Genomic DNA, 24,526 nt, shown 5'->3' on the forward strand with positions numbered 1-24,526 from the left:
AGGGGGGTGCGCCGCGGGTTCAGCTCCGGTCCGTACCGGGTTGCTTCGGCTCCAGGATGTCGGCGAGCGACAGCGGCTCCTGCTTCGCGACCGGCGGGAGCGTGGGGGTGCGCCCGGGCACCGGCGGGCGGGGCCGGTCGCCGTCGGCCTGCGGATCGTCCGCCGACCGCTCGCTGCCGCCGTCCGTGGCCCGGTGGGAGGCCTGGTCGGACTCCGCGTCGGAGGCGTTCGACGGGGTGTGCGAGACGGGCGGGGACGGAACGGGCGACGGCGGGAGGCTGTCGGCCGTCGGCCGGGCGTCCGGTCCGTCCGCCCCTCTGGCCCGCCCCATCCGCCAGGCCAGCTCGGCCGCGGCCAGCCGGGCCGCCTCCTCCGAGGCCCCCGCGTCACGGGCCGTCGTCAGCTCGTACGCCACCCTGCGGACGGCGTCCTCGCGTCGGGCCTTGGCCTGCTCCTCCAGCGGGTTGCGGGGCAGATCGTGGGCCTGCGGGAACGGGTTGTACGTGTCGCTGAGCACCCGGGCCTCGGTGAGGAGGGCGGTGTACCGGTCCCGGGGCAGCGCCCCGAGGACCCGGTCGATCTCCTCGCGCGGCTTCACGTCCGTCGCGCTCATGAGCTCCACGGTGGCCACGCGCCGGCGCGCCTCCAGGGTCTCGCCCTGCGTCGGCGGGTTGGGGTGGCGGCCCTCGGGGACCACCGTGAAGACGATCTCGTCGATCCCCGGCACCCGTTCGGGCCGGCCGCTCAGCTCCGCCTCCTTCTTCAGCAGGGCGTCGATCCGCCCCCGCAGATCGGCGACGATCGCGTCCCCGCGGTCCCGGCTGGTGCGCACCGCGTTGACCCGGGAGTTGCCGTACGTGGTGATCTTGAGCGTGGACAGCGGCTGGGCGTGCCTGCGGTCCCACAGGATCTGGCGTACGGCCTGCTCGGCGGACCGCTGCAGCTGGACGTCACCGCGCGGCCCGGTGTCCTTGACCGACTTGCCCTTCTCGGGGAACTCGACGGTGCGCACCCGGTTGCCGCGCCCCCCGACCACCACGGAGGTGAGCGGGTTGACGAGGATCGGCCGGTCGGGGCTGTCGCCGATGCGCACCTCGTGGAAGGTCTCCCCCTTGGCCATGCCCTGCATGTTGAAGTACCACAGGCCGTGGGGCCGTACGACGTCGTCGCCCGACACCGCGGTCAGGGCCTTGCCCAGCTCCTGCCTGACCTTGGTGATCTGCTCCCGGACCTCCTGGTGGAAGGCGCTGCCCTCGCCCGAGGAGGACGAGGTGAAGGAGGTGTCCACCGATTCCAGGGCGTTGAGCTGCTTGATCGCGTCGAGGATGCGCTGGTGCTTGGACACGTCCCGGCCGTTCGCCGCGGCCTGGTCGAGCTCGGCCTGGATCTGCTCCACGTTGTTCCTGTAGCGGGTGAGGATCTCCTCGACGGCCGCTTCGGTCTGCACCTGGGCGGCGCCGTCCCGGCGGAAGTTCTCCAGGGTGATGGTGTGCTGGCCGTCGCGGCTCGCGGCGACGACCGCGGCGAAGTGGTAGCCGCCGCGCCGGCCGTCGGTGTAGCCCTCGAAGTCGCGGGTGTAGTCGGTGCCGTAGTCGCGCTGCTGGTAGTGGCCGTCGCTGCCGATCGCCTGGATGAGGTAGGCCTCGCCGACATCCGGGTGGGCGAACTCGTTGGCGCCGACCCGGGCCGTGGCCTCGTTCATCCGGAACTGGGGGGTGGTGGTGGGGGCGCTGGTGCTCTGCGAGCGGCCGAAGCGCTTGCCCTGGCCGACCGAGGCGCCGAAGTCGTTCTTCCTGCCCAGCTCGCGCAGGGTGTCGACGGCGAGCGCGGGGGTGATCTCGCCCAGCGCAGCGCCGGGGTTCTCGGCGATGTCGCTGAGGAACGAGGCCAGCTCGTGCGTGCCCCGGACCTCCATGCCACCGGACGCGTTCACGGGCACCGTGACCGCCTCGTCCGGGGCGGGCAGGCCGAGCGTGAAGGCCAGCTCGTTGCGGAACACCATGTCGGAGGGTTCGCCACCGAGCACGAACTCCGCGAAGTCCCGGCAGATCGCGGTCTTCGGCGGGGTGAGGAACTCGGCGGTGTACATGGTCAGTTCGCGCTCGCGCCCGCCGGCCCGGAAGGTCACCTTGTTCGCCGGGACCTCCTTCAGCCGGACGTTGCTGCCCATCCGCTCGAGCACGTGGTTGGCGTGCTGGGCGACCTTCGCGTTGGTGTAGATCTCGGTCTTCTCGCCGGGGTTGGCGTTGAAGGCGATCGTGTTGTCGCCCGAGACGCGCAGGGGCGGCTTGCTGTCGTGGACGGTCTCACGGGTCAGCCCGAGGTCGAGGAACGAGTCGCCGGTCTTCGGCCGCACCGTTCCGTCACGCCGGGTGAACGGCGGGACGGCGCCCGGACCCTGGTCCTTGGTGAGCCGGTACTGCGTGACCGTCTTGCTCGCCGCGAAGGCGTTGCGCGCCGACAGCGCCGTCCCGGCGGCGAACTGGCCCGCCGCGTCCATCTGCGGCGTACCGACGTCGTAGGTGTGACGGCGCCACTTGGCGCGTGGGGGCACGGAGTCGCCGCTCGTGTCCGAGACACTGGCGGCGTTGGAGGAGGAACCGCCCTGCGAGGAGTCGTCCGAGGACGACAGGCTGGTGGTCTCGGGGGACGAATCGCCGGTCGGGCCGCCGGTCCCGCCATCGGGGGACCCGTTCACCGCGTCCTTCTGCCCGTCGCCGGACCCGTTCGCCGGAGGGCCGTCGATCTCGCCCGGTTCGGCGGTCAGAGCGCCTTCGGCGTAGACGGCCTGGGCGATGAGGTCTTCGAGGGACTCCTGCGATTCCTGCGACTCCTGTGATTCATGAGTCTGCTGGTTCTCGGGGGTCGGGGTCTGTTCGGGCGCGTTGCTGGTCTCGAAGGGCAGGGTGTCGTCGACGTCGTCGTCGATGTCACTGACGTCGTCGTCGATGTCACTGACGTCGTCGTCGATGTCACTGACGTCGTCGATGTCACTGACGTCGTCGATGTCACTGACGTCGTCGTCGATGTCGTTGGCGTCGTCGAAGTTGTCGTCCTTACGGCTGTTGCTGTCCTCCGGGCTGTTGTTGCCGGTGCCGTTGTTGCTGGAGTCGGTGAGGTGGTCACCGCTGTCCGGGGTGACCCACTCCAGCGGCAGGAACGTCTCCAGCAGCTCGGGTGAGAACAGCGTCCTGATCTCCTGCGGCTTCAGGTTCGGAACCATCTCGCCACCCGGCCCCAGCGGCGCCTGAAGGCCCGCGTGGTCCATCGCGTACTTGGACAGCATCGGGAACTTCATGCCCACCGGCAGCTGACGGTCCTGGAGAGCACCGGGACCGGAGATGTCGTTCGCGTTGATCTTGAGCGACTTCTTGAACTCGGCGTCGATCTGCTCGGCGGGCGAGTCGGGCCGCAGGCCGGCCAGGTAGTCCTTGTAGCCGAAGAACTTGTCGGGGACGACCTGGTGGAAGAGCTGCGCGAACGCCGAGTTCGGCGGCATCACCAGGAAGTTGCCGTTCAGCAGACCCGCCTCGTAACGGGCCTCGGCGGCCTGCCGGATGTCCTCCTTGCTCACCGGGGTGTCCTCGGGGCGTCCGAGGACACGGTTGACGCTCTTCGCGTCGCGGATACGGGGCGCCATCAGCGGCACGTCGTCCGGACGCATCTTCATCGGCGGCAGATCGGACAGACTCACCCCGCCCGGCGCGATGTCCACGTCCGCGTACATGCCACCCCGCACACCCGTCGTCGAGAACCTGATCAGATCCGAGACGATGTTGAAGGCTCCCGCCGCCATCGCCATGTCGTAGACCTGGCCCATCCGCTCCCCGCCAGCCGCCACGATCACGTCCCGCGTGTCCGTGTGGACCACCACACCGGCCGTCAGCAGCATGGCCTTCATCTGCTCGCTCCAGCCCGCGTAGCTCCCGTCCGAGTAGAAGTGGACCGTCCAGCCCGCCTCGGCCGCCTGATCGGCCCAGGTCAGCAGATTCCCGATGATCTCGGCCTTCGGCTGCCCACCCGACCAGGAGAACGTCAGCTCCTTCGGTACGTCGACGACTCCCACCGGTCCGCCGGTGGCCGCCACGTTGGCCTTGGCCACCTCGTGGACGTCGGCGAGCCATTCGGACATCCAGGCGTGGCCGTTGGCGTCGAGCCGGGACAGCAGCATGCGCACGCGCAGGTCCTGGCCGTTGCGGGCCCACTCCTTCACCGTCTCGCGCAGGGCGTCGGGCCGGGTGAAGTCGAGGACGGTGCCGTCGCCTGCGGTCAGGCCGAGCGGCCGCGGACCGGTGTCCCTGAGGGCGCCCTCCACGTAGTTGGCCGACAGGTCCGCCGCCGTGACGGGCTTCTTCGGCCGCTTCAGCCCGGAGACGACCTCGGCCAGATTCTTGAGGTGCTCCTGCGTCACCGGCTTCGTGGCGCCCTGCGGGCCACGCAGATCCGTGATCTTCTTCTTCAGGTCGTCGACCGTCACCTTGCCCCCGGCCACCGGCGTCCCCGCGAACGACGGGTCGCCCCGCAGCACGTCGATCAGCCGACGGGCCTCGACGACCTGCTTCATCGACACCTGCTTGGTGTCCGGGTGGATGTCCCGGGCCAGCGAGACCGCGTCGAACAGCGCCTGGCGGTCCTTCGGGCCGATCGGGGAGACCTTGGCGAAGCCCTTCTGCTGGTGCTTGACCCCGGCCTCCTTCACCACCTCGTTCACCGACTTGGTGGTCGCCACGCCGGTGTCCGTGAGGGCGGCGATATTGCGCAGCGTCACGGCGTCCTTCTCCGTGAAGGTCCCCTTGCCCGCGCTGTCGAACAGCGTCGACGCCTGTGCCTTCGCCAGCGCCACGTCCTCCGGCTTCAGCGCCAGGTCGGGACGCGGACGACGCGGCGGGAGCGCCGGGGTGACGTCGTCGGGGTTCGCGCTGAGGATGGTCGGGACGTTCCCTCCGCCCGGGGATCCGGGGCCGTCGGCGTCGATCACGTTCTGGTTGGCGAAGCTGACCGTGGACGTCTTACGGCCCGGGACGAAGCTCAGCAGCGCCGCGCCGTCGGGGAGGTTGTGCGACCCGACGATCTTCTCGAAGATCTCCCGCCCGAACGCGTCGTTGGGCTGCCACTGCGTGTGGGCGCCGTGCATGACCCCCATGTCGGCGTCGATCATCTCCTGGACGAGCGCCTCGTACTCGTTCCTCGGCAGCGGAGAACCGTCGGGGCGCCGCATGTCGAAGATGTCGTGGTCGCCGGTGACCGGTCGCGGCGAGCCGCCGCTCGTCGAGTGGACGACACCGCTCAGGACCTTGAACGTGCCCTCGGCCTCGTACGCGTCCATCTTCGCGCCGAGGGTCTCGAACTCGTGGACGCGCTGGTCGAAGCGTTCCTGGATCTTCTGGGCGAGGACCGTGTCCGCCGGCATGATCTCCGGCAGCGTGGGCTCGAAGAAGCCGACCAGCCCCAGTGCCTTGGGGCTGGCGCCCAGGTAGGTGTCGATCTCGTTGATCGTCTTGGCCTTGACGGCCTCCGGCTTGGGCAGTGCGCCGGCCGCGAGCCACTTGAAGGAGTCCACGTTGGTGGGCCGTACGTCGATGACGACGTTGCCCTTGTCGGAGAACGCCTGGAACATGACCTGGTTCTTCTCCGGCATCCCCCATCCCGTCTCGGCCGACTCGACGGGGACGGAGGCCCGGTGGGGCAGCGGGGTCTGCTCGACCGTGGCCGTGTGCTCCGGCCCCGGCCTCAGGGTGGGGTTGTCCGTGTCCCTGGCCATCTCCTTGTCGAGATGGCGCGGCAGCGTGTCGGAGTCGGCGGACGTCGCCGGGGCCGTCGTCTCCGTGGACGTCCCGGGGGCGTTGTCGCCCTGGGGCATCTCCGGCGCGTTGCTCACGTCGAAGGGCGAGGCGTCGTCGTCGGTGTCCGAGGGCACCTCCCGGGTGCCGCCGCCGTCCGGTAGGGGGAAACGCTTGGCGGCGGCCTCGGTCAGCGAGGCGAGCGTGACCGGCCGCCCCTTCTTCTTGGCATCCGGAACGAGATCGATCAGATCCCCCCGCTGCTTCATCGAGACGGGTGCGTCCTGAGGCAGCTTGAACACGTCACGGACCAACGGGTCCACGGCCTCGATCTTCAACGGCCCCGTGTGCCCGTACTCACGGACGAGCACGTCCCCGGCACGACGGATCGCCGCGAGCTCCTGGGGCGTGACCTCGGCATGCGGGCCCTTCAGGTTCTGCCCCGCGATCACAAGATCCTTCGCCCGGTCCAGCTCCTCCGGGGTCACCTCGGTGAACTTGCGCCGGACGCTGCCGCCGACGCCGCCCTTCTCCTGGACGCCGGTCTCCTTCGCCACCTTGGACAGGTCCTGGCTGGTCAGTTCCACCTGGTTGGCCGGGTTGCCCTGGCTGAACGCCTCCACGACGACCTGGGAGGTGACGTCCATCCCGGGGTCGTTGAAGTGGTCGCGGACCGCCTGGGGTTCGCGGGTCTCGTGCCGGATCGTGATCTCAAGGGCGTCGGCGCCGGGCACCGAGTCCCCGGGCATCTGGTCGAACTTGCTCTGCAGGCGGTCGCGGACCTCCTTGACCACGTTGTCCGCCCGCGTGTCGGCCAGGTCCAGCTCACCCGGCAAGGACTTGACGGTGACCTCCAGGTGCGGGAGTTCGATGCCCTGGTCGGCACGCCACATGACCGATGTGCTGATCTTGCCTGCCACATGGTCGACACGCGCCTTGTCGACGTTGCTCAGCGTGCTGCTGCCCGGGGCCAGGTCGTACTCCTGGCGTTGGTTCGGCTGGCCGCCGACGAGGTTGAGCGTGATCGCGTTGGTCTTGGTGATCCGGCCCAGGTCGTCGCGGATGTTGCCGTCGTGGAACGATTCGCCCGGGGCTCGCCCGTACATCTTGAAGAACCACATCTCACCGGCCTCGCCGAGCTCCTCCGCGAAGACCGCGGTCAGGGCCCGGTTGGCTTCCCGCCGCGCTCCCTTCGGCGCGCCCTGCAGGACGTACTGCTCCCTCAGCATCTCGTCGGTGACGGTGTTCCCCGCCTCCTCGATCGCCTGATTGATCGCGGCGAGATCCTGCTCCGCCTTCACGATCTTCTTCATGCTCTCGACCAGGGTGAACCGCGCGTCGTCGGGGCTGATCGTGCCGTTCAGGACGGCCGCGTCCAGCTGCGCCTTGACGTCGTCGAGACGGCCGCCGTAGTGGTCCAGGTTCTGCTGCAGCACCTCCTCGATCTGGCCCCGTGCGGTGGTGCGGAAGTTGGCGTTCTCGATCGTGATCTGATGCTGGCCGTCGAGGCTCTGCAGGACCACGGGCGCGAAGTGGTAGCCGTGCCCGTAGCGGTCCGCGGGGACGTCCCAGCCGCCGCTGTCGGGCAGGGTGAAGTCCGGGCCGATGTCCCGGGCGCCGTCCTTCCAGCCCGAGGCCACGGACTGGATGAGATATGCCTCGCCCGGCTTGGCATAGGCAGCCGAGTTGATGCCGAGCACCGACTCCTGCGCCTTGAGCGACTGGTTCTGGAAGCGCTGGGTGGGCTCGGCTGAGTTCTGTGCGCGACCGTACTTCTCTCCCGGAGTCGGCCAGAACTTCTCGTTCTGCTTCACCGCCTTCCCCACGGTGCCGGCCGCGGACCCGGGCGTGACCGTGGGCAGCAGGGCGGGGTTGGCCGACGCTTCGCCGAGCATGTCCGCCAGGTGGTGAGTGCCGGAGACCTCGACGCCGCTCTTGGTGTCGACCGGGGCCGTCGAGATCTCTCCCGTCCCGCCGAGACCGGGCGGCCGCGTGTCGTAGAGCACCGCGTGGGTGTGCGTGCCGCCCACCACCTGCTCCGAGAAGTCGCGGCACACGTCCGACGGTGGTGACGAGAACTGCGGGGTGACCTTGTAGAGCTGCTTGGTCTCCCCGTTGTCCTGGACCTGGATGTACGTGTTCGGGTCGAGCGTCAAGGTCGCCTTGCTGCCGGCCTTCTGCAGGGCCTCGTTCGACTTCTGCACCGCCTCGGGGACGGCGTAGAACTCCTTCACGAAGGTGTGGTTGGGGTTGATGGCGATGCTGCCGTCACCGGAGAGCCGCAGCGTGGGGTTCTGGTCGACGAGGACGGGGCGCTCGGCCCGGTGCACCGGGAAGGAGGTGTGGTCATTGGTGTCCTGCACCTCGGTGATGTTCACGTGGCGCGGGTCGCGCGTGCTGAACGGTGCGTTGCTCAGCCGCTCGTTGGCGGACAGTGCGTCGAAGTTCGTCGTCGTGTGCGGGCTGACCAGCTGGTAGTTCGAGGTCAGGCGGGAGGGCTTGATCTCGCTCAAGGGCGGGGCGGGCCGTCCGGGGGGCGCGTCGGGTGTGGTGTCCAACGGGCCGGGCTGGTTGTCTCCCGAAGGGTTCGAGGGCCCGTCGGAGGGGTCGCCGCTGCCTGGAGACTCCATGTCGGCGCCGTCCAGTTCGGCACTCAGAACCTCGTGGGCGTGGACGGCCTGGGCGACGAGCTCTTCCAGGGTCTCGCTCTCCTGGGTGCTCTCCGAAGCCGGGGCGTTGCTGGACTCGAAGGGGACGATTTCGTCGTCGGCGTTCTCGTCGATGTGCTCGCTGTTGCCGTCTTCCTTACTGCTGTTGCCGTCGTTCTTAGTGCTGTTGCCGTCGTTCTTACTGCTGGTGCCGTCCTCCTTGCCGCTGTCACCGTCCTTCTTGCTGCTGTCGCTGTCGCCCTTGTCGCTGGGTCCGCCGTTGTTGCTGGACTCGGAGTCGGTGAGGTGGCTGCCGCTGTCGGGGGTCACCCACTCCAAGGGCAGGAAGGTGTCCAGCAGCTGCGGCGAGAAGAGTGTCTGGATCTCCTCGGGCTTCAGGTTCGGCACCATCTCACCGCCCGGCCCCAGCGGCGCCTGGAGCCCGGCGTTGTCCATGGCGAACTTGGACAGCATCGGGAACTTCATGCCCACCGGCAGCTGCCGGTCCTGGAGCACACCGGGCCCCGAGATGTCGTTCGCGTTGACCTTCAACGACTGCTTGAACTCCGCCTCGATCTGCAGGGGGGTCGAGCCCGGCCGCAGCTGGGCCAGGTAGTCCTTGTAGCCGAAGAACTTGTCGGGGACGGTCTCGTTGAAGAGCTGCGCGAACGTCGAGTTCGGCGGCATCACCAGGAAGTTGCCGTTCAGCAGACCCGCCTCGTAACGCGCCTCCGCGGCCTTCCTGATGTCCTCCTTCGACACCGGCGTGCCCTCAGGCCGACCCAGTACCCGGTTGACACTGTCCGCGTCCCGGATACGCGGCGCCATGAGCGGCACATCGTCCGGGCGCATCTTCATCGACGGCAGGTCGTTCAGGTTCACTCCACCCGGGGCGATGTCCACGTCCGCGTACATGCCGCCACTGACACCCGTCGTCGAGAAGCGGATCAGGTCCGACACGATGTTGAAGGCACCCGCCGCCATCGCCATGTCGTAGACCTGGCCCATCCGCTCCCCGCCGGCCGCCACGATCGCCGCACGGGCATCGGTGTCGACCACGATCCCCGCGGTCTCCAGCTTCGCCCGGGTCTCAGGACTCCACGACGTGTAGTTCCCGTCCGAGTAGAACTTGATCGTCCAATCCCCCTGCGCGGCCTGATCCGCCCAGGTCAGCAGGTTGTTGATGATCGCGGCCTTCGGCTCCTTGCCCGACCACGAGAACGTCAGCTCCTTCGGTACGTCGACCACACCGGCTTGACCGCCCGAAGCGTTGACCTCGGTCAGCGTCGCCTCGTGCACCCGGCCCAGCCACTCGGCCATCCACGCGTGCCCTCGCGACTCCAACCGCGACAACAGCATCCGCACCCGCAGGTCCTGGCCGTTGCGCGTCCAGTCCTTCACCTGGTCACGCAGCGCGTCCGGCTGCCCGAAGTCGAGATTCGTCCCGTCCGGGCCGGTGAGACCCAGCGGACGCGGGCCCTGGCCGGACAGCTCGCCCTCGGAGTACTGGCCGGCGAGGTCGGCCGGGGTCACGCTGCTGCCCGGCTTCTTCAGCCCCGATACGACGTCGACGAGGTTCTTGAGGTGCTGCTGGGTGACGGGCTTGTCGGCCCCCTGGGGGCCGCGCAGGTCGGAGATCTTGGTCTTGAGGTCCTCGACCGTCACCTTGCCCTGAGCGACCGGGGTGCCCTTGAACAGCGGGTCGCCACGGAGTACGTCGACCAGCCGGCGCACCTCCACCACCTGGCTCATCGACACCTCTGCCGTGTCGGTGTGGATGTCCCGGGCCAGCGACACGGTGTCGAACAGGGCCTGGCGGTCCTTCGGACCCACCGGCGCGTATTTCCCGAATCCCTTCTGGTTCTTGACGCCGACCTCCTTCACCACGTCGTTGACCGACTTGGTCGTGGCCGTCCCGGTGTCGGTGAGGTGGGCGATGTTGTGGAGCGTCACCGCGTCCTTCGCCGTGAAGGGGGCGTTGCCACCGCCCTCGAACAGCACCGATGCCTGCGCCTTCGCCAGCGCCACGTCCTCCGGCTTCAGCGCCAGGTCAGGACGGGGGCGGCGCGGAGGCAGGGTGGGGGCGAGGTCGTCGGGGCTCTCGGTGACCGTGTTCCCGGCGGGAGGTGTGCTGGTGGAAGGGGTGTTGTCGTTGTCGGAGGCCGGGGTGATCTCCAGGTCGTTGTCGGTGGTGTCGAGGGTGGTGTCGTTCTGCGACGTACCGGGCAGCTCCGGCGCGTTGCTGATGTCGAACGGGGACTCCTCCTGCTCGACCGCGTTCTCCTCGGTCTGGGCCTGGGGCGGGGGTTGGTTCACGCCCAGATTGCTGAGCGAGTCGCGGGCCGACGTGCCGGCCGGGGTCATCCGGCCGGTGACCGGGATGGAGGAGACGGCGGGCGGGGCGGGCACGCTGTTCGCCGTGGGGCGAGTGGACCGGGGCGGCCGGGTGGGCGACGGGGTCGTGTCGGTGCCGGGGTTCGTGGTGGTGAGGAGCGAGTCGCGGGCCGGGCGGCCCGTGGAGGTGACGTTGCCCGTGACCGTGGTGGTCGTGGTGATGGCGGAGGGCACGCTCGACAGCGGGCCGCCGAGGATCGAGAGCGGATTGAAGGTCTTGGCCTCGGCCGTGGTCTCCGTGGTCTCCGTGGTCTCCGTGGCCGTCGTGGTGTTGCTCTCGGTCTTGTTCTCGGTCTTCGTGGCGGCCTTGCCGTCCGTGTTGGGGCTGGTGCTCTGCTCAGTGGGCGTAACGGTGTTGCTCGGGGCCTTCGACGACGAAGGCAGTGCGTCGTTGGCCGCCTTGAGTTCGTTCCGCAGGGTCTCGAGCTGAGCCTTCATCGCATCGAGGTCGGACTTGCGCTCGTCGAGCATGCGCTCGGCCAGTTCCTTGCGCACTCCCTGCGCGGAGTCGACGAACTTCTGGGTCGCGGTGACCGCCTTCTCCGCGCTCTTGATCGCGCTCTTGAGCGAGCCCTCCGCGCTCCTGCCCGCGTCGGCGGCCTTCTTCTGCTTGTCGAGCACCGTCTGCTCGGCCGCCTGATGACCGGCCTGGAAATCCTTCAGGGCCTGGGACGCCTCGGCGAGGGACTTGTCCCGGTTGGCCAGGGCGTTCTCGGCCTGACGGCGCCGGTCGGCGGCGTCGTCGGCCAGGTGGGAGGCGCCGAGGGCCTTCGGGTCGAGGACGCCGCTCTCGTTGTAGCGGCCGTCGCCGGCCTCGTTGTGCACGATGATCGGTCTGGGCCGTCCGTCGGACGGGTTCGAGCTGTGGCTCAGGTCGACCGGGAGCCCCGATCCGAACTTGGCCTCCGGCCGGTACATGCTGGTCACCAGGTCACCCAGCTGCTTGGGATCGCTGAGGCCGAGCGCGTACTCCTGGAAGTCGCCGCCGATCCGGGCCACCTCGCGGGCCACCGACAGGGCGATGCCCTTCACGACCTCGTCGCCGTGGAACACCTCCTTGTCGAACGTGATGGTGTGCTGGGAGCCGTCGGGGTAGCTGTTCGTCCACTCGAAGCGCGAGCCGGCGCCCTTGGCGTCCGTCCCGTAGCTCGACGTACGCACCGGATCCACGTCGGTACCGGCGCCCGGCATGTTCAGCTTCTGCATGGCCGGACGGTCCAGCGGGTGCAGCTGGTCGTGCAGCGAAGCCCAGCCGCCCATCGTTTCGAGGACCGAGACGTCGAAGACGAGGGTCGTCGGGCCGTAGCGCGTCTGCATCGGGTTGTCGTTCGCCTCGACGCGGAAGAAGACGAAGTCGTCGTTGCCCAGGCTGGAGGTGTTCGCGTCGCTGCTCTTGCCGGACGCCATGAACTTCAGGCCCTTACGGGTCAGGTCGCCCTGCGAGCTCATGATGCCGGAGTTGGCGATGGCGTAGTACGCGGGCGTGGCGTGCTTGAGCCGGAACGGCAGGTTCTCGATCTTGGAGATGAGGTTCCGGAAGTCCTGGGCCTTGTCGGGGCTGCCGTCCAGCAGCGCGTCCATCTCCTGCTGGAGCTCGGTGAGGTTCTGGGCCGACAGGTCCTTGACGAAGTCGATCTTCTGCTGGTCGGTGAGGTTCGCCAGGTCCGGGTTGACCTTGAGCCACTGGGTCCCCTCCGGGACCGCGCCGTACGCCTTGTTGCTGCGGAAGTCCCTGACCGGGTCGATCAGCTTGTGGAGATCGTCCGCGCTGACCGCCTTGCGGTGGCCGGGGCCGAGCTTCTTCTCGCCGCCCCTGTCCATCATGTCGAGGAGGTTGTTGGCGGCGCCGACGAGCGGCGTGGCGTCGTTGCGCAGGTTGTAGGTGCCGCCGAACTCCGACGCGTTGGTGATGTACCCGCCGATGGCGGCGCCCAGGTCCTCGGAGCGGCGGCGCACGACGTCGGACAGGCTGCGCGCGTGGTTCGACTTGGTCTCGCCGGGCTTCTCCAGTTCGGACACCAGGTCCTGCAGGTCGCTCTTGAGCGACTTGGACATCTCGGTGACTTCGGCGCCCGTGTAGATGATGTGGTCGGACGGTTTGCGCGTGTGTCCCTTCTTCTTGTCCTTGGACTGTGTGTCCGTGCTGGTCTCCGGGGTCGGGTCGAGGCTCTGATCCGTCTTGCTCAGCTCGTCACGCGCCAGGGCGTCGAGCTTCTCCGCACGGTCCGTGAGGAACTCGGCGAGGGTGGTCTCGTTCGCGCCGGCCAGATGGTCCGCGAGCTGGTGCAGGTCGGCCTGGGTCATCTCGTCGATGGTGAAGGCCGCCGGCTTCCCGCTGCGCTCCGGGGGCGTCAGCTTCTTCCAATCGGTCCAGGACAGGGGTGCGCCCTGCTGGTTGCCCTTGCCCTTGGAGTTCACCAGCTGCCACTTGTTCGCCTTCGTCCGGACGATCTGGTTCCCGGCCAAAGGCTTGGACTTGCTGGTGCCCGGCGTGGAGGAAGAGCTGACGGTGTTGTCGGGCGATGTCGAACCCAGCACGCCCTCGTTCTTCTTCTGCTTCTTGCTCTTCTTCTGCGTCGGCTGGTTCTGCTGGGTCGGCTGGTTCTGCTGGGTCTGCGTGTTCTTCGACTGGTTGGGATTACTCGGCGTGCTCGGTGTGCTCGTCGTGCTCGTCGTGGGATGGGTCGTCTCGGTGGGGCTCGACGGCCCCGGAGGCGTGGAGGGGTTCGAGGAGTCCTTGTTCTCGCCGAGTGGAGCGGACGGCGGGCTGGGTGGGGTGATCTTGATGTTCTCGTTCGGCGGGCTCGGAGGCGCGGGAGGCGAGGTGGAGAGCTCCGAGTTCGGCGGGACGGGCGTGCTCGTCTGGTCGGACTGGGGCTCGGTGGTCGTGTCCGAGGGCGTCGTGTTCTGCTCCGAGTCGCCGTTGCCGTCGTCTTCACCAGGGGGCGCGTTGCTCACATCGAACGGGGACGTCTCGGTCTCGGAGTCTGAACCGTCGATCTCGAATCGCCCGCCGCTGTTCGTCACGGTCTTCACCGGAGCCGCGAGCGTCGGCACCGCCCCGTCCGTCGGGAACTCGGTGTCGGAGTCGGTCTCAGGGTCGGAGTCCAGCTTGAACCGGTCCATGCCCTTGGCGAGGCCTTCCACTCCGGTCACATCGACCGTGACCGTCACCTCGTTGTCCGAACCGTCGCTGTCGTCGCTGTCGTCATTGACGTCGCTGTCGTCACTGAGATCGCTGACGTCGCTGTCCACGGGGGTGGCGATGTCGGTGTTGATGCCCGGGTCGACCACCGTCTCGGCGGACGACGTGAAGCCGCCCGGCACCGTGGAGGGAGAGAGGGGCGCCGGCCGATGGGAGAGGCGCTCCGCGACATCCGCCGCGATCAGGGGCCCGAACTGGGGTCCGTGCACCAGCTGCGCGAACATCACCCGGTCCAGATCCGACGCGGACATGTCCGGGCCGAGGAACTCCTCGGCGATGTTCTGCGCCTGGTTCTGGATCGCGGTGTAGCCGGCCGGGTTGTTCTGGTAGAAGTCCGAGAGCGTGGCATCGATCTGGGCGTCGGAGAGTACGTCGGAGATCATCACGTCCGGCCGGTGCTTCGGAGCGAAGTTCGGGTTCGGGAAGAACTCGACCTGCTCCTCGTACTTGCCGGTCACCGGGTTCAACGTGACACCGGTGACCGCTTCTACGCCGATGATGAACTCCGGCCGGACCCCGCCCGGGAACGCGACTTCCTGCTCGGTCTCGGCAAGCGGGGAATCGGGGTCGGTCGCGTACACGTCGATGCCGCCGGGAGCGTCGATCAGGATCCGGTAGTCGGTGCCCCAGCCCACGGACTGCATGTTGGGGTCGCGGGTCGTGGAGACGAACGCCGAAGGATTGTTCTCGAGCTTGTACTCCTGAATGCTCGGCAGGTGCCCCGGGTTCTTGGGCACCAGCCCCTCGGTCCACAGTGAGTCGAAGGACCAGTTCGGCCCGCGGTTCGTCTCCCAGCGGAAGAGGATGTTCGTGTCCTGCCGGAAGGCGACCGGCCCCCCGTTGGGGGTTGCGATCAGTGGCCCGGTCACGGGCGTCACGGGGACCATGCCGGAGTTCGGCGCGGGGGTGGGCCCGACGACGGGGGCGCCCGTGGGCGGCATGAAGCCGGTGCTGAGGTCCTGGGCTGCCTCGGGGTCGAGGAACACGTTCCGGTCGTCGAGGGTGTCCTTCACCTCGGGGTCGAGCATCGGCGTCCCGTCGACGTCCAGCGCGGGCGCGTTGCTGGGGGCGAACGGGTTCGCCTCCTCCTCCATCGGCTCCGGCGTGGAGCCCTCGTCGGCCGGGTCGTCCAGCTTGATCTTCTTGGTGGGCCGGGGGTCGGAGTCGGGGGAGCTCGTGTCGTTCTGCTGGGGCGAGCCCTCCGGGCGGGGACTGTCCGTCGAGGACGGCGTACCCGCGGGCAGATTGCTCAGCTTGTCGGCGAGCGCGGCGCCGAAGTCGCCGGGCCGCTTGCCCCCGTCCCCCTGGTTCTGACCGGACTCCGTCGGATTCCGGTTGCCGTCCGTAGGGTTCTGGGACGTGTTCGGGGACCCGGTGTCGGTGGACGCACCGGAGGAGGCCGGCTTGGCGGCGGGGGTGGCGCCGGTCGGCGAGGGGTTGGACGGCGAGGAGTCGGTCGCGTTCGGGGACGGGGTCAGGCTGACACCGATCTTCCCCTCCTCCGCGTACTTCCCGAACTTGTCCTCCAGCTCGTACAGCAGCGCCTCGTTGCGGTTGATGGCGGACTGCTTGTCCTTCCAGGCGGTGTCGTTCGGGGCCTGGGGAACGGCGTCGAACTCCTCCTGCGTGGAGACCTCGTACGTACCGGCCGGCTGGAAGCGGTTGTCCTCGAACTTGAAGACGTTGATGTCGAGGTTCTTGACCTTGCCGTCGGCGATCAGGCCCTTGAGGCGCTCCCACTCGATCTTCGTGAGCACGCTGTTCGGGTGGGTGCCGTCGAGGACGTCCGCCTGGACCGTGCCCGTGAGACCGCCGACGTACGTCTCCGAAAGGTCGCCCCACAGCGCGTCGACGGCCGGGGACGAGCCCCAGGGGAGGCCGAAGTTGAGGCCGTTGAAGAGCTTGCCGCCGACGGACGACTCCAGGAAGACGCCGCCGGAGTCGAGGGTGGCGATCTGGGAGCGGCGGATGTTCAGCTTGGACCAGAGACGGCCGTTCTCGATGGCGTGCGCGACCTTCTCGTTCTTGAGGGTGTCGAAGTCCGGGCGTCCCTGGTTCTCGACGACGAAGTTGTAGGGCAGCTTGAGGCCGTCCGTCTTGACCAGCTCGCTGATGATGCCGTCGACGGCCGGCTTGTTGAGGCCCGTGTCCTTGTCGGGCCTGCTGCCGTCCTGGAGGGACTGGCCGTTGTCGGCGAGGTTGGTGAGGAAATCGCTCAGGTGCTGCTGGAACGCGGGCGAGTTCTTGAGTGCGTCGATCTTGTCGACGCGATCCAGGAGCGTGGCCTTGTCGGTCTGGAACTGCGCCGGGTCGAACGACGGCACGTTGCTGTCGCCCTGCCCCTGGGGGGTCTCGGAGGTCTCATTGGCCGGGCCGTCGGAGGTCTCAGGGTTCTCCGGGTTCTCAGAGGTCTCAGCGTTCTCGCCGGTGCCTCCGGTGTCTCCGGTGTCGGAGTTCTTGGGGCTCTCGGGGCTGTTCGAGCTGTCCAGGACGGGGCCGTCGGGGCCGAGGTCCACGCCGCTGTCGCGGCGCTCGGTGGACACGGGGCTCGTGGACACGGGGCCGGTCGACGCGGGGCCGGGGGCGTCGAACTTGGCGTCGTAGACGACGGGGCCCGAGTTGATCGTGTTCTCGATCTGGGTGAGGTAGTCGAGCGGGATGGTGCCGGTGGGCAGTGAGTCGACGTTCGCCATCACACCGGAGTCGGACGTCTTGCCCGGATCCTTGCGGAAGAGCGAAGCGGAGTCGGCGTAGTAGTCGCTCAGGCCCGTGTAGTGCAGCACCTCGTGCAGCAGCGTGGCGTCGTCGCGGATCTTCTGGGACGGGGACGCGGACGGACCGTGCAGGTGGAAGTTGAGCTGGTTGGAGCGGCCGGGCTTGTCCGTACTGGTGACGGTGACCGCTTCGCCGGACTTCTTCGGGACCGGGGTCATCTGGATGTCGACGTACAGCTGGTCACCGGAGTCGGGGAGCTTGAAGCCGGTGTTGACGTGCGCGTCGAGGAGCTCCTGTACGTGCTGTTCGAGCGCGGGCACGTCGGCGGTGCTGAAGCCGGCGCCGCCCGTCACGGGCAGCTTCACGGTGAGGTGGCGCACCCAGACGCCCGGCTTCACCTCGATCCGGCGGATGTCGGTGCGGATGAGCGTGGCCCAGCCGTTGAGGTAGCCCTTGACCTTGGAGGAGGGGTCGGCCTTCGGGTCGAAGCGCTCGGTCTTGAACTTCGACGGCTTGGCCGCGTCCTTGCTCGCCTTGATCGCGTCGATGGAGACCGCGTCGGACGAGGGCGTGACCATGACGGGGGTCTTGGGCGCGGGCTTGGGCTTCGTGGGGGTGGTGGCCGGCGTCGTCGGGGGCGTCGGGTTCTTGGGCGCCGTGGACTTGGTGGGCCTGGGCGGGGCCGACTTCTTCGGCGGCAGGGGCGGGGGCACGGGGACCCCGGAGGAGGAGCGCGGCGGGGTCGGCGTACCGGAAGGCGTGCCGCCCGGGGCGGCCGGGCCGCCTGCCGGGATGCCGCCGCCCATCGGGACGCCTCCGACCGGGACCGCTCCGCCGCCCGCCGCCGGGGGCGCCGTCGGCACATTCGTCCCGGCCGCGCCCGTGCCGGAGGGCGTGGTGGTGGACGTGGGGTTGTTCGTCGCCGACGCCGCGTCGAGGTTCTGTGGCGGCGTGACGTTGGAGAGCGAGGTCTCCTCCTTGCCGGAGCCCAGGTTCTCCTTGCCCTTGTCGTCGGGGACGGAGGAGTCGCTGTTGGACGGGGTGGAGCTCGGGCTGCTGGTCGAGATGTCCGGGGACGAGCCGCCGTTCGGCACGGACGAGGAGTTGCTGTCCGGGGTGGTGATCTTGGGGGTGTTGTGGTCCGGGGTCTGGACCGGGTTGGTGTTGCCGTTCGGGGTCTGGACCGGGTCCTGGACCAGGTTGCTGTTCCCGTTCGGCGTCTGGACCGGGTCCTGGACCAGGTTGCTGTTCTCGTTCGGGATCTGGACCGGGTCCTGGACCAGGTTGCTGTTCCCGTTCGGCGTCTGGACCGGGTCCTGGACCAGGTTGCTGTTCCCGTTCGGGATCTGGACCGGGTCCTGGACCAGGTTGCTGTTCTCGTTCGGGATCTGGACCGGGGGCTGGGTCTCGACCTGCGGCTGGTTCGGGGCGGAATCCGTCCCGGTGTCGGTGCTGGTGTCGGTCCCGGTGTCGGTGCTGATGTTGTTACGAGTGTCCGTGTTGAAGTCCGTGGTGAGCGAGGTGTCACCGTTCGGGGTGGTCTCGACACTCGGCGTCGTCTCGATGTCCGGCGTCGTGTCCACGGTCGGTGCGGTCTCCGCGTTGGGAGTGCTCACCGTGTTGGGGCTGAGGATGCTGTCGAGGTTCGGGCTGTGCGGCGTCTGGGACGGCCCGCGCGTGTCGCAGGGCGCGTTGGTGTCGCTGTTCGGCGTGGTGATGCCGCCCTGCTCGTCGCCCCGCCCGTTGTCCGTGGTCGACTGAGGGGTGGGCTGCGGCTGCTGGGTGGGGTTCGGGGGCGCGGAGTTCGAGCCGGTGTCGACGACGAGGTTGTTCTGTCCGTTCGAATTGCCCGGCGCCTCGTTCCCGGAGTCCGGCGAGTCGCTGTTCTGCGGCGGATCCGAGTTCGTGGAGTCGTACGACGGCGGGTTCGTGACCGCGTCGTCGTACGAGGGCGGCGTCGCGGTGTTCGAGTTCGCGTCCGGGTCGGGGTTCGAGCTCGGGTCGTCGGTCGACGGCGTGTACGGCGGCGGCGCCGTCTCGGTCGACAGGGAATCGAGACCGGACGTCGGCACCTTCGTGTCCGGGACGTCGGAGGGGGCCTCGGCCGGCGGGTCGACGAACTGGCCCGTGTTGGGGTCGATGAGGCCCGTCTTGCCGCTCAGGCTGAAGCCGGGGCTCGGCACGGCGTTGCCCATGCCGTCGCCCGAGGCCATATAGAAGTTGGCGTCGAAGTTCGGGACGTCGAAGTTCATCGCCGGCAGCGGAACGTTGAACTTGTTCCCGGTGATGAGGGTGCTGTTCTTCGCCTTGCCGTGCAGCCCTTCGGCAAGGCTCTCGGAGAAGCCGCCCGCGAACGGCTTCCAGCCCGGATCGTCCGCCTCCGCGTTCGGGTCGAAGTACGGCATGATCTTGGCGAGGGCGTGCTCGGTCAGGCCCTCGGCGAGCGTGTTGTTGATGACACCGCCGGCGAAGCTGTTCCCGAACTTCTTGCCGAAGAGCTTGCCCAGGCCCTTGCCGATACCGAAACCGATGACACCGGCGCCCGCGCCGATGAGCGCCGTCTTGCCGATCTCCTCCCAGTTGAAGCCGTCGCGGTGGCCGCGTGCCACCTGGATCGCCTGGGCCAGGAAGTTCATGCCGCCCATCAGGAGCGCGCCGCTGAGGATCGACTTGATGAGCTGCATGACGAGGCGCTTGACGACCATCATCGTGCCCTTGATGAGCGGGGCCGCGGCGGCGGTGGCGGCGCCGAAGGTCACCACCATGGAGATGGCCGCGGCGATGAGCTCCGCGAGGACGATCGCGGCCATGCCGATGATGGTGATCTTCGCGGTCTCGACGTTGTTCGAGGCGGCGATGAGGTTCTTCGACAGGATGTCGCAGGAATTGATCATGCCGGGGAACGCGCCGGGCTTGTCCTCCGTGCCCTCACCGTCCGCGAACTTCCGGGTCATGTCCTCGAAGGCGCGGGCACCGGCACCCTTGGTGATCTCGCAGATGAAGGTGACCTGCTCCTTGAACTGAGGTGCCAGCGCCTCCAGCTGCTTCTTGGCCTCCTCCAGCGCCCGACCGCGGCGCAGCAGGTCCATCTCGCTGACGTACGGCCAGTCCTCGCCTGCGATGAACGACAGAACCTCGACGAGTTCCTTGGGGGGATCGATGTCACCCTGCATGAGGGGGCCTCCGTGCGATCGGGCGGGGGAGGGGAAACAGAAGGGGGCAGCAGAAGGGGGCAGCGTGCGGAGGCGGCTGTCAGCCGCGGCGGCCGCCGCCGGTGTAGCCGCTGTTGCTTGTCGGTGCGGAACCGACGGACGTCGGCAGTCCCTTGTTCAGGGCGTCCATGTTGGCCCGGGCGTTGTCCTCGGCCATCTCGCCGAGCTTGGCCATGCCCTCGACCGCCTCGCCGATCTTCCCGATGCCCTCGGACACCTTGCCGAAGCCGTCGATGACCTTGGGGGCGTCCTTCAGGGATTCCATGATCGCCTTGTACGTCTCGTTCGCCGGGTCGCCCTCGATGGGCTGGTCGGTGACGAACTGGACGTCGCTGCCCAGGCGCGCCATCTGCTGGGCCACGTCTTCGAAGCGGGGTACCGCAAGGCGCATCTGAGACGGGACGATGACGATGAGCTCGTCGTCCTTGGTGGTGAGCGTGACTTCACCGTTGGGGCCGACCTTCGGGCCGCTGTCCCGGCGGCCCGTCCTCGCGGTGGCGCGCTGCCTGGGCTCGCGCTCGGCCTGCCGGGCCACCTGCCGATCGGTCATGGGTTCGGACTCCCTCACCCTGCCGACCTGGGGCTCGGCCGCCCACCGCTCGGTCAAGGGCGCGGTCGCCTGAAACCGACCCGTCGTCGGCTCTTCTGCCAACCGGCCCGTCATCGGCTCAGCCTGAACCCGCTCGGTCATGGGCGCGGTCGCCTGAAACCGACCCGTCGCCGGCTCTTCTGCCAACCGGCCCGTCATCGGCTCGGCCTCGAACTGGCGACCGACCAGAGGTTCCTGCCGCGCCTCGGCCTGGCGGAACTGCGGCTCCACCTCACGCGCCTGCGTCTCGGCCAGTCGGGTCTGCGGCTCGAACTGGATCTCCTCAGCCCGCGCCTGCGGCTCCACGGCAGTCACGTCCGCCCGGAGTCCGCCCTGCAGGATGCGGTCCTGGTCGTCGCCGAGGTCCAGACTGAGCTCGGCGCGAGGCTCCGCCTCCGCCTCGAAGCGCAGCGTGGGTTCCCGCGATACCTGCCGCGCGACGACTTCCTCGGCCATGACCGCTGCTCCTAGTCCTCGTAGTCGTCAAGCACGGACTTCTTCGCGGCGGCGCGCCCGGTCTTCGACGGCGCCCGCTTCACGGCCTGCTTCGCCTCGGGCTCGGACTCCGTCTCCGGGGCGAACGCCTCCGGCGCCTCCTCGAACGTGCCGCCGCGGAGCATCTTGAAGAAGTCCTGGTTGGCCGGGTCGTCGGAGCCGGGCAGCAGGTCCCACAGCGAGTCGCCGTCGAACGACGCGGCGGGGCCGTCCGCCAGTACGGCCGAGGCCGTGGAGTTGGCCTGCCGCTGCAGATCGGCCTGCGCGCGGCGCACGGTGGACACGATCAGGTCGGCGAGCTGCGGGCCGGGCATGTCGCGATGCGCGGCGCCCCGGAAGGTGAGGGACGAGAGCTGTCCGCGCGCGTCCACCGTGGCGGTCACCGTACGGTCCGGGGATTCCGCGGACGCGTGCAGTGCCGTCAGATTCCGCTGCACCTCAAGGAATGTGTCCCGAGTCTTCTCGAAATCGGCCATGATTTCCTGGAGCAGCGCCTCGTTCGACGGCTTCATCAATTACCTCCGCATAACAGAACGGCCGGCCCCGTCAGATCACGGGACCGGCCGCCGGTTGGGCCGGCAACGGGTCCGAAGGACGGTTCATGCGGGTGCACGAGCCGTGATCGGGCCTGGTTCAGCCGGTCTGCGCGCGGTCAGGCGAGGTACATCTCCGCGGTCATCACGGACTCGGGTTCCTTCGGCTCCGCGGGGACCGCCGGCGTACGCGACTCGGCCTGGCGCTCACCGCCACCCGCGGTCGAGTTCTTCTCGAGCAGGGCCATGAAATTCCGCTGGAGTTCGAGAATGTCGTCCCCGGCGCCCCGGGTCGGCTCCGCCTTCCTCTGGACGGTCTCCGCCAGCAGACCGAGAAACTCCACGAGTTCCTGGACGACCTTGGTGAACGCCTCCGCGCCCTCACCCGTCCAGCCTTGCGCACCGCCCTGATCCGAGGTGAGTCTCCTGGCCCGCGTCGCGATGTCCTGGCCCACCTCGGTCAGCATGACCGGTACGTCGAGGAAGACGTTCGCCGCCTCGTAGAAGGGGTTGGGGTCGAGGCTCATGATCTCGTCCATCGCCGAGGCCAGGAACGCCATGGTGATGGGCGACGGCGGCAGGGGTACGGTCATCTTCGTTTCGCTCCTTTCTGCTCCGTATGCGTCTCGTACTCGTACTCGTGCTCGTACGCCTGCTCAGTCGCGGCCGAGCTGGCCCGGATTGCAGTCGCCGGTGCCCCAGACGTCCTCGTCCTCGGTCAGCCACGTCGAGGATTCCTTCTTCTCCTGGCCCTGGCCCTGTTGGGCTCCACCGGGTGCCATACCGCCGCCCATGCCGCCCATCGGCATACCGCCGACGGGACCTGCGGGACCGCCCGGGGCGCCACTGCCACCACCGGTGGCGATGCCGCCACGGTTGGCACTCGCGGCGCCCAGGTCGGAGGAGAGCATGCTGTTGGGCGTCGCGACGAGGGACCCGCCACCACCGCCACCGAGCCCGCCGCCACCGCCACCGCCGAACCCGCCACCTCCGCCGGGCACCGACAGCGACCCCAGGCCGCCACCTCCTCCGAGGCCGCCGCCACCGCCACCGCCACCACCGGTAGCGGACGAGAGGCGGGTGCTGCCGTCCTTGGCAAGCGTGTCGATGTCCTTGAACGCGGCGTCGGACAGCTTGAACCGCGACAGGCCGTCCTTGCCCGCGTCACTGCCGATGCCGAGGGAACCGGTCGGACTGCTGAAACTCCTGCCGTCGGGCGCGAGGGAGTTGATCCTGCCGGTCGCGTTCGAGAAGTCCGGCGTGCCCTGTGAGCCCAGGGAGTTGATCCTGCCGGTCGCGTTCGAGAAGTCGGGGGTCCGGACCGAACCCGTCCGTGGCGTGAGGGCGGTGGGAGCGGACGCGTTGAGCGAGCCCGTGCCGGTCGGCACTCCCGCCTGCAGCCGGCTCGCGCCGTCCCCGGCGAGCGCGCTGACCCGGTTTCCCGCTTCCGGCGAGATCCCTCCGGTCCGGCCAGGATCCGTCGCGGCCGACAGGCTGCCAGTAGCTCCCTTGCCCGGGGCCGCGCCGCTGAGCGAGGTCCTGGCATCGCCTTCGGTCGGCCCGAGCGACGCCGTACGGCTCTGAAGCGGCGTGGACGTGGGGGTCGAAGCGGTGGCCTGACGCTGACTCGGCTCGCCCTGGGTACGGGCGAGCTGCCCCTGCTGCCGCTGGTCGGGGTCGCGGGCGACCCTCCTGGCCGACTGCCTCTCGGCGACGCGCTGTTGCTGCCGCCCGGTGGTTCCCGGGGGCGCGCCCGCGACCGGCGGTCCGCCGCCGCTGGGCCGTCCCTTGAAGGTGGGTACGCCGTCGCCGCCCACGTCCCCACGCCGTATGCCGTGCTTCTGGTTGAGCTCCTGAATCGCGGCCCTGGTCTCGGCGATCGCCGCCAGGGCTCCGACGTTGAGGAAGTCCAGGATCACGTCGGCCTCCTAGCTCTCGTCCGGGTAGGTGTCGGTGTCGCCCTCGTACGTCAGCTTTTCGACATCGCCCCGGTCGGTGTCGCGGCGGTCCGTGAGCGGATCGACGCCAGGGTCCTCGTCGACCTCCAGGTCATTGGCTTCGGCGTCGTCCCTGTTGTCGAGCTTGCCGTCGTCGTCCTTGTCGCCGTACTCGCGCTCGAAGTCGGACAGCGTGCCGTCGTCGTTGAGGTCGGCGTCGCCCTCGACGTACTGGATGCCGTCCTGCACACCGTTGCCGTCGCCGTCGGTGTTCTCGTCGATGACACGGCCGTCGGAGGCCAGATTGGCGTTGTCCGCCCTGCTCTCGTCCTCGAGGCACATCCGGTCGCGGGTCTCCTCCGAGATCTCGCCGGAGCGCGCTTCCTCCTCCTTGGCCCGCTTGGCCGCCTCGACCTCACCCTCGGCACCGGGCTCGCCCGGGGCCGTCCCGGTGGCGTACCCCTGCTCGCGGCTGCCGGTCCCGGGGGCCACGCCGGGGGCCAGGTTCCCGGGCTGGGTCGGCTGTCCGGTCTCGCCCGGGGCGCTGGAGAGCGTCGTACTGGCGTCGGCTTCCGTCCGCTGCTGCTGCGCCCGCTCCCGCTCCCGCTCCTGCTCCCGCTCCTGGTCTTCGGCCGTCCTGGGGGTCTCGCCGCCCGCCTCGGTGGGCGGCACACCCTCGCTCCGCGGTTCCAACGGCTCCGCTTGCACGGACTCGTCGCCGCTCTCCGCCGGCGCGCTCCCGCCCTGGGTCTCGACCTCGGGCTCACGCTCCTCGGCCTGGCGCGACTCCTGATCGCGTTCCTCGGCTTGGCGCGACTCCTGCCGCTCTTCGGCCTGACGCGACTCGTACTCGGGCTCCTCGGCTTGGCGCGCTTCCTGCCGCTCCTCGACCCGGCCCGTTTCGGACTCGCGCTCCTCAGCCTGGCGCGCTTCCTGCCGCTCCTCGACCCGGCCCGTTTCGGACTCGCGCTCCTCAGCCTGGCGCGCTTCCTGCCGCTCCTCGACCCGGCCCGTTTCG

The 24,526-nt window shown here is 69.0% G+C and carries 7 protein-coding genes; 1 reads left to right on the forward strand and 6 read right to left on the reverse strand.

What is annotated here, in order from left to right; genetic code table 11:
* Positions 1 to 19: 19 nt before the first annotated feature.
* The 6 genes from ABT342_RS23715 to ABT342_RS23740 form a co-directional block, all read right to left on the reverse strand.
* On the reverse strand, positions 20 to 19,915 hold the full coding sequence (locus tag ABT342_RS23715) for a scabin-related ADP-ribosyltransferase (RefSeq protein WP_351577264.1): 19,896 nt from the start codon (positions 19,913 to 19,915) through the stop codon (positions 20 to 22).
* A 79-nt stretch (positions 19,916 to 19,994) separates the two neighbouring features.
* Positions 19,995 to 20,999 carry a hypothetical protein gene (locus tag ABT342_RS23720; protein WP_351577267.1) on the reverse strand — a complete coding sequence of 335 codons (1,005 nt, stop codon included), beginning with the start codon at positions 20,997 to 20,999 and terminating at the stop codon, positions 19,995 to 19,997.
* Between the two features lie 11 nt (positions 21,000 to 21,010).
* On the reverse strand, positions 21,011 to 21,550 hold the full coding sequence (locus ABT342_RS23725; protein ID WP_351577270.1) for a YbaB/EbfC family nucleoid-associated protein: 540 nt from the start codon (positions 21,548 to 21,550) through the stop codon (positions 21,011 to 21,013).
* Positions 21,551 to 21,690: 140 nt separating this feature from the next.
* Positions 21,691 to 22,164 (reverse strand): hypothetical protein, encoded by a 474-nt coding sequence (locus ABT342_RS23730; RefSeq protein WP_351577273.1) that lies wholly within the window; start codon positions 22,162 to 22,164, stop codon positions 21,691 to 21,693.
* 63 nt (positions 22,165 to 22,227) lie between these two features.
* On the reverse strand, positions 22,228 to 23,490 hold the full coding sequence (locus ABT342_RS23735) for a hypothetical protein (protein ID WP_351577276.1): 1,263 nt from the start codon (positions 23,488 to 23,490) through the stop codon (positions 22,228 to 22,230).
* 9 nt (positions 23,491 to 23,499) lie between these two features.
* The gene (locus ABT342_RS23740; RefSeq protein WP_351577279.1) at positions 23,500 to 24,180 is read right to left on the reverse strand and encodes a hypothetical protein; all 681 of its coding nucleotides are present in this window, start codon (positions 24,178 to 24,180) and stop codon (positions 23,500 to 23,502) included.
* A gap of 30 nt (positions 24,181 to 24,210) precedes the next feature.
* Between ABT342_RS23740 and ABT342_RS23745 the strand changes: the two genes are divergently transcribed.
* The coding region (locus ABT342_RS23745; protein ID WP_351577282.1) for a hypothetical protein at positions 24,211 to 24,526 on the forward strand (316 nt) is incomplete at its 3' end.

The organism is Streptomyces sp. NPDC000410 (genome assembly GCF_040300305.1).
Classification (GTDB): Bacteria; Actinomycetota; Actinomycetes; order Streptomycetales; family Streptomycetaceae; genus Streptomyces.

Excerpts from the sequence above, each read along its gene's own strand:
- ABT342_RS23715 (WP_351577264.1), bottom strand. The coding sequence starts at position 19,915 with ATGCAGGGTGACATCGATCCCCCCAAGGAACTCGTCGAGGTTCTGTCG.
- ABT342_RS23720 (WP_351577267.1), bottom strand. The coding sequence starts at position 20,999 with ATGGCCGAGGAAGTCGTCGCGCGGCAGGTATCGCGGGAACCCACGCTG.
- ABT342_RS23725 (WP_351577270.1), bottom strand. The coding sequence starts at position 21,550 with ATGAAGCCGTCGAACGAGGCGCTGCTCCAGGAAATCATGGCCGATTTC.
- ABT342_RS23730 (WP_351577273.1), bottom strand. The coding sequence starts at position 22,164 with ATGACCGTACCCCTGCCGCCGTCGCCCATCACCATGGCGTTCCTGGCC.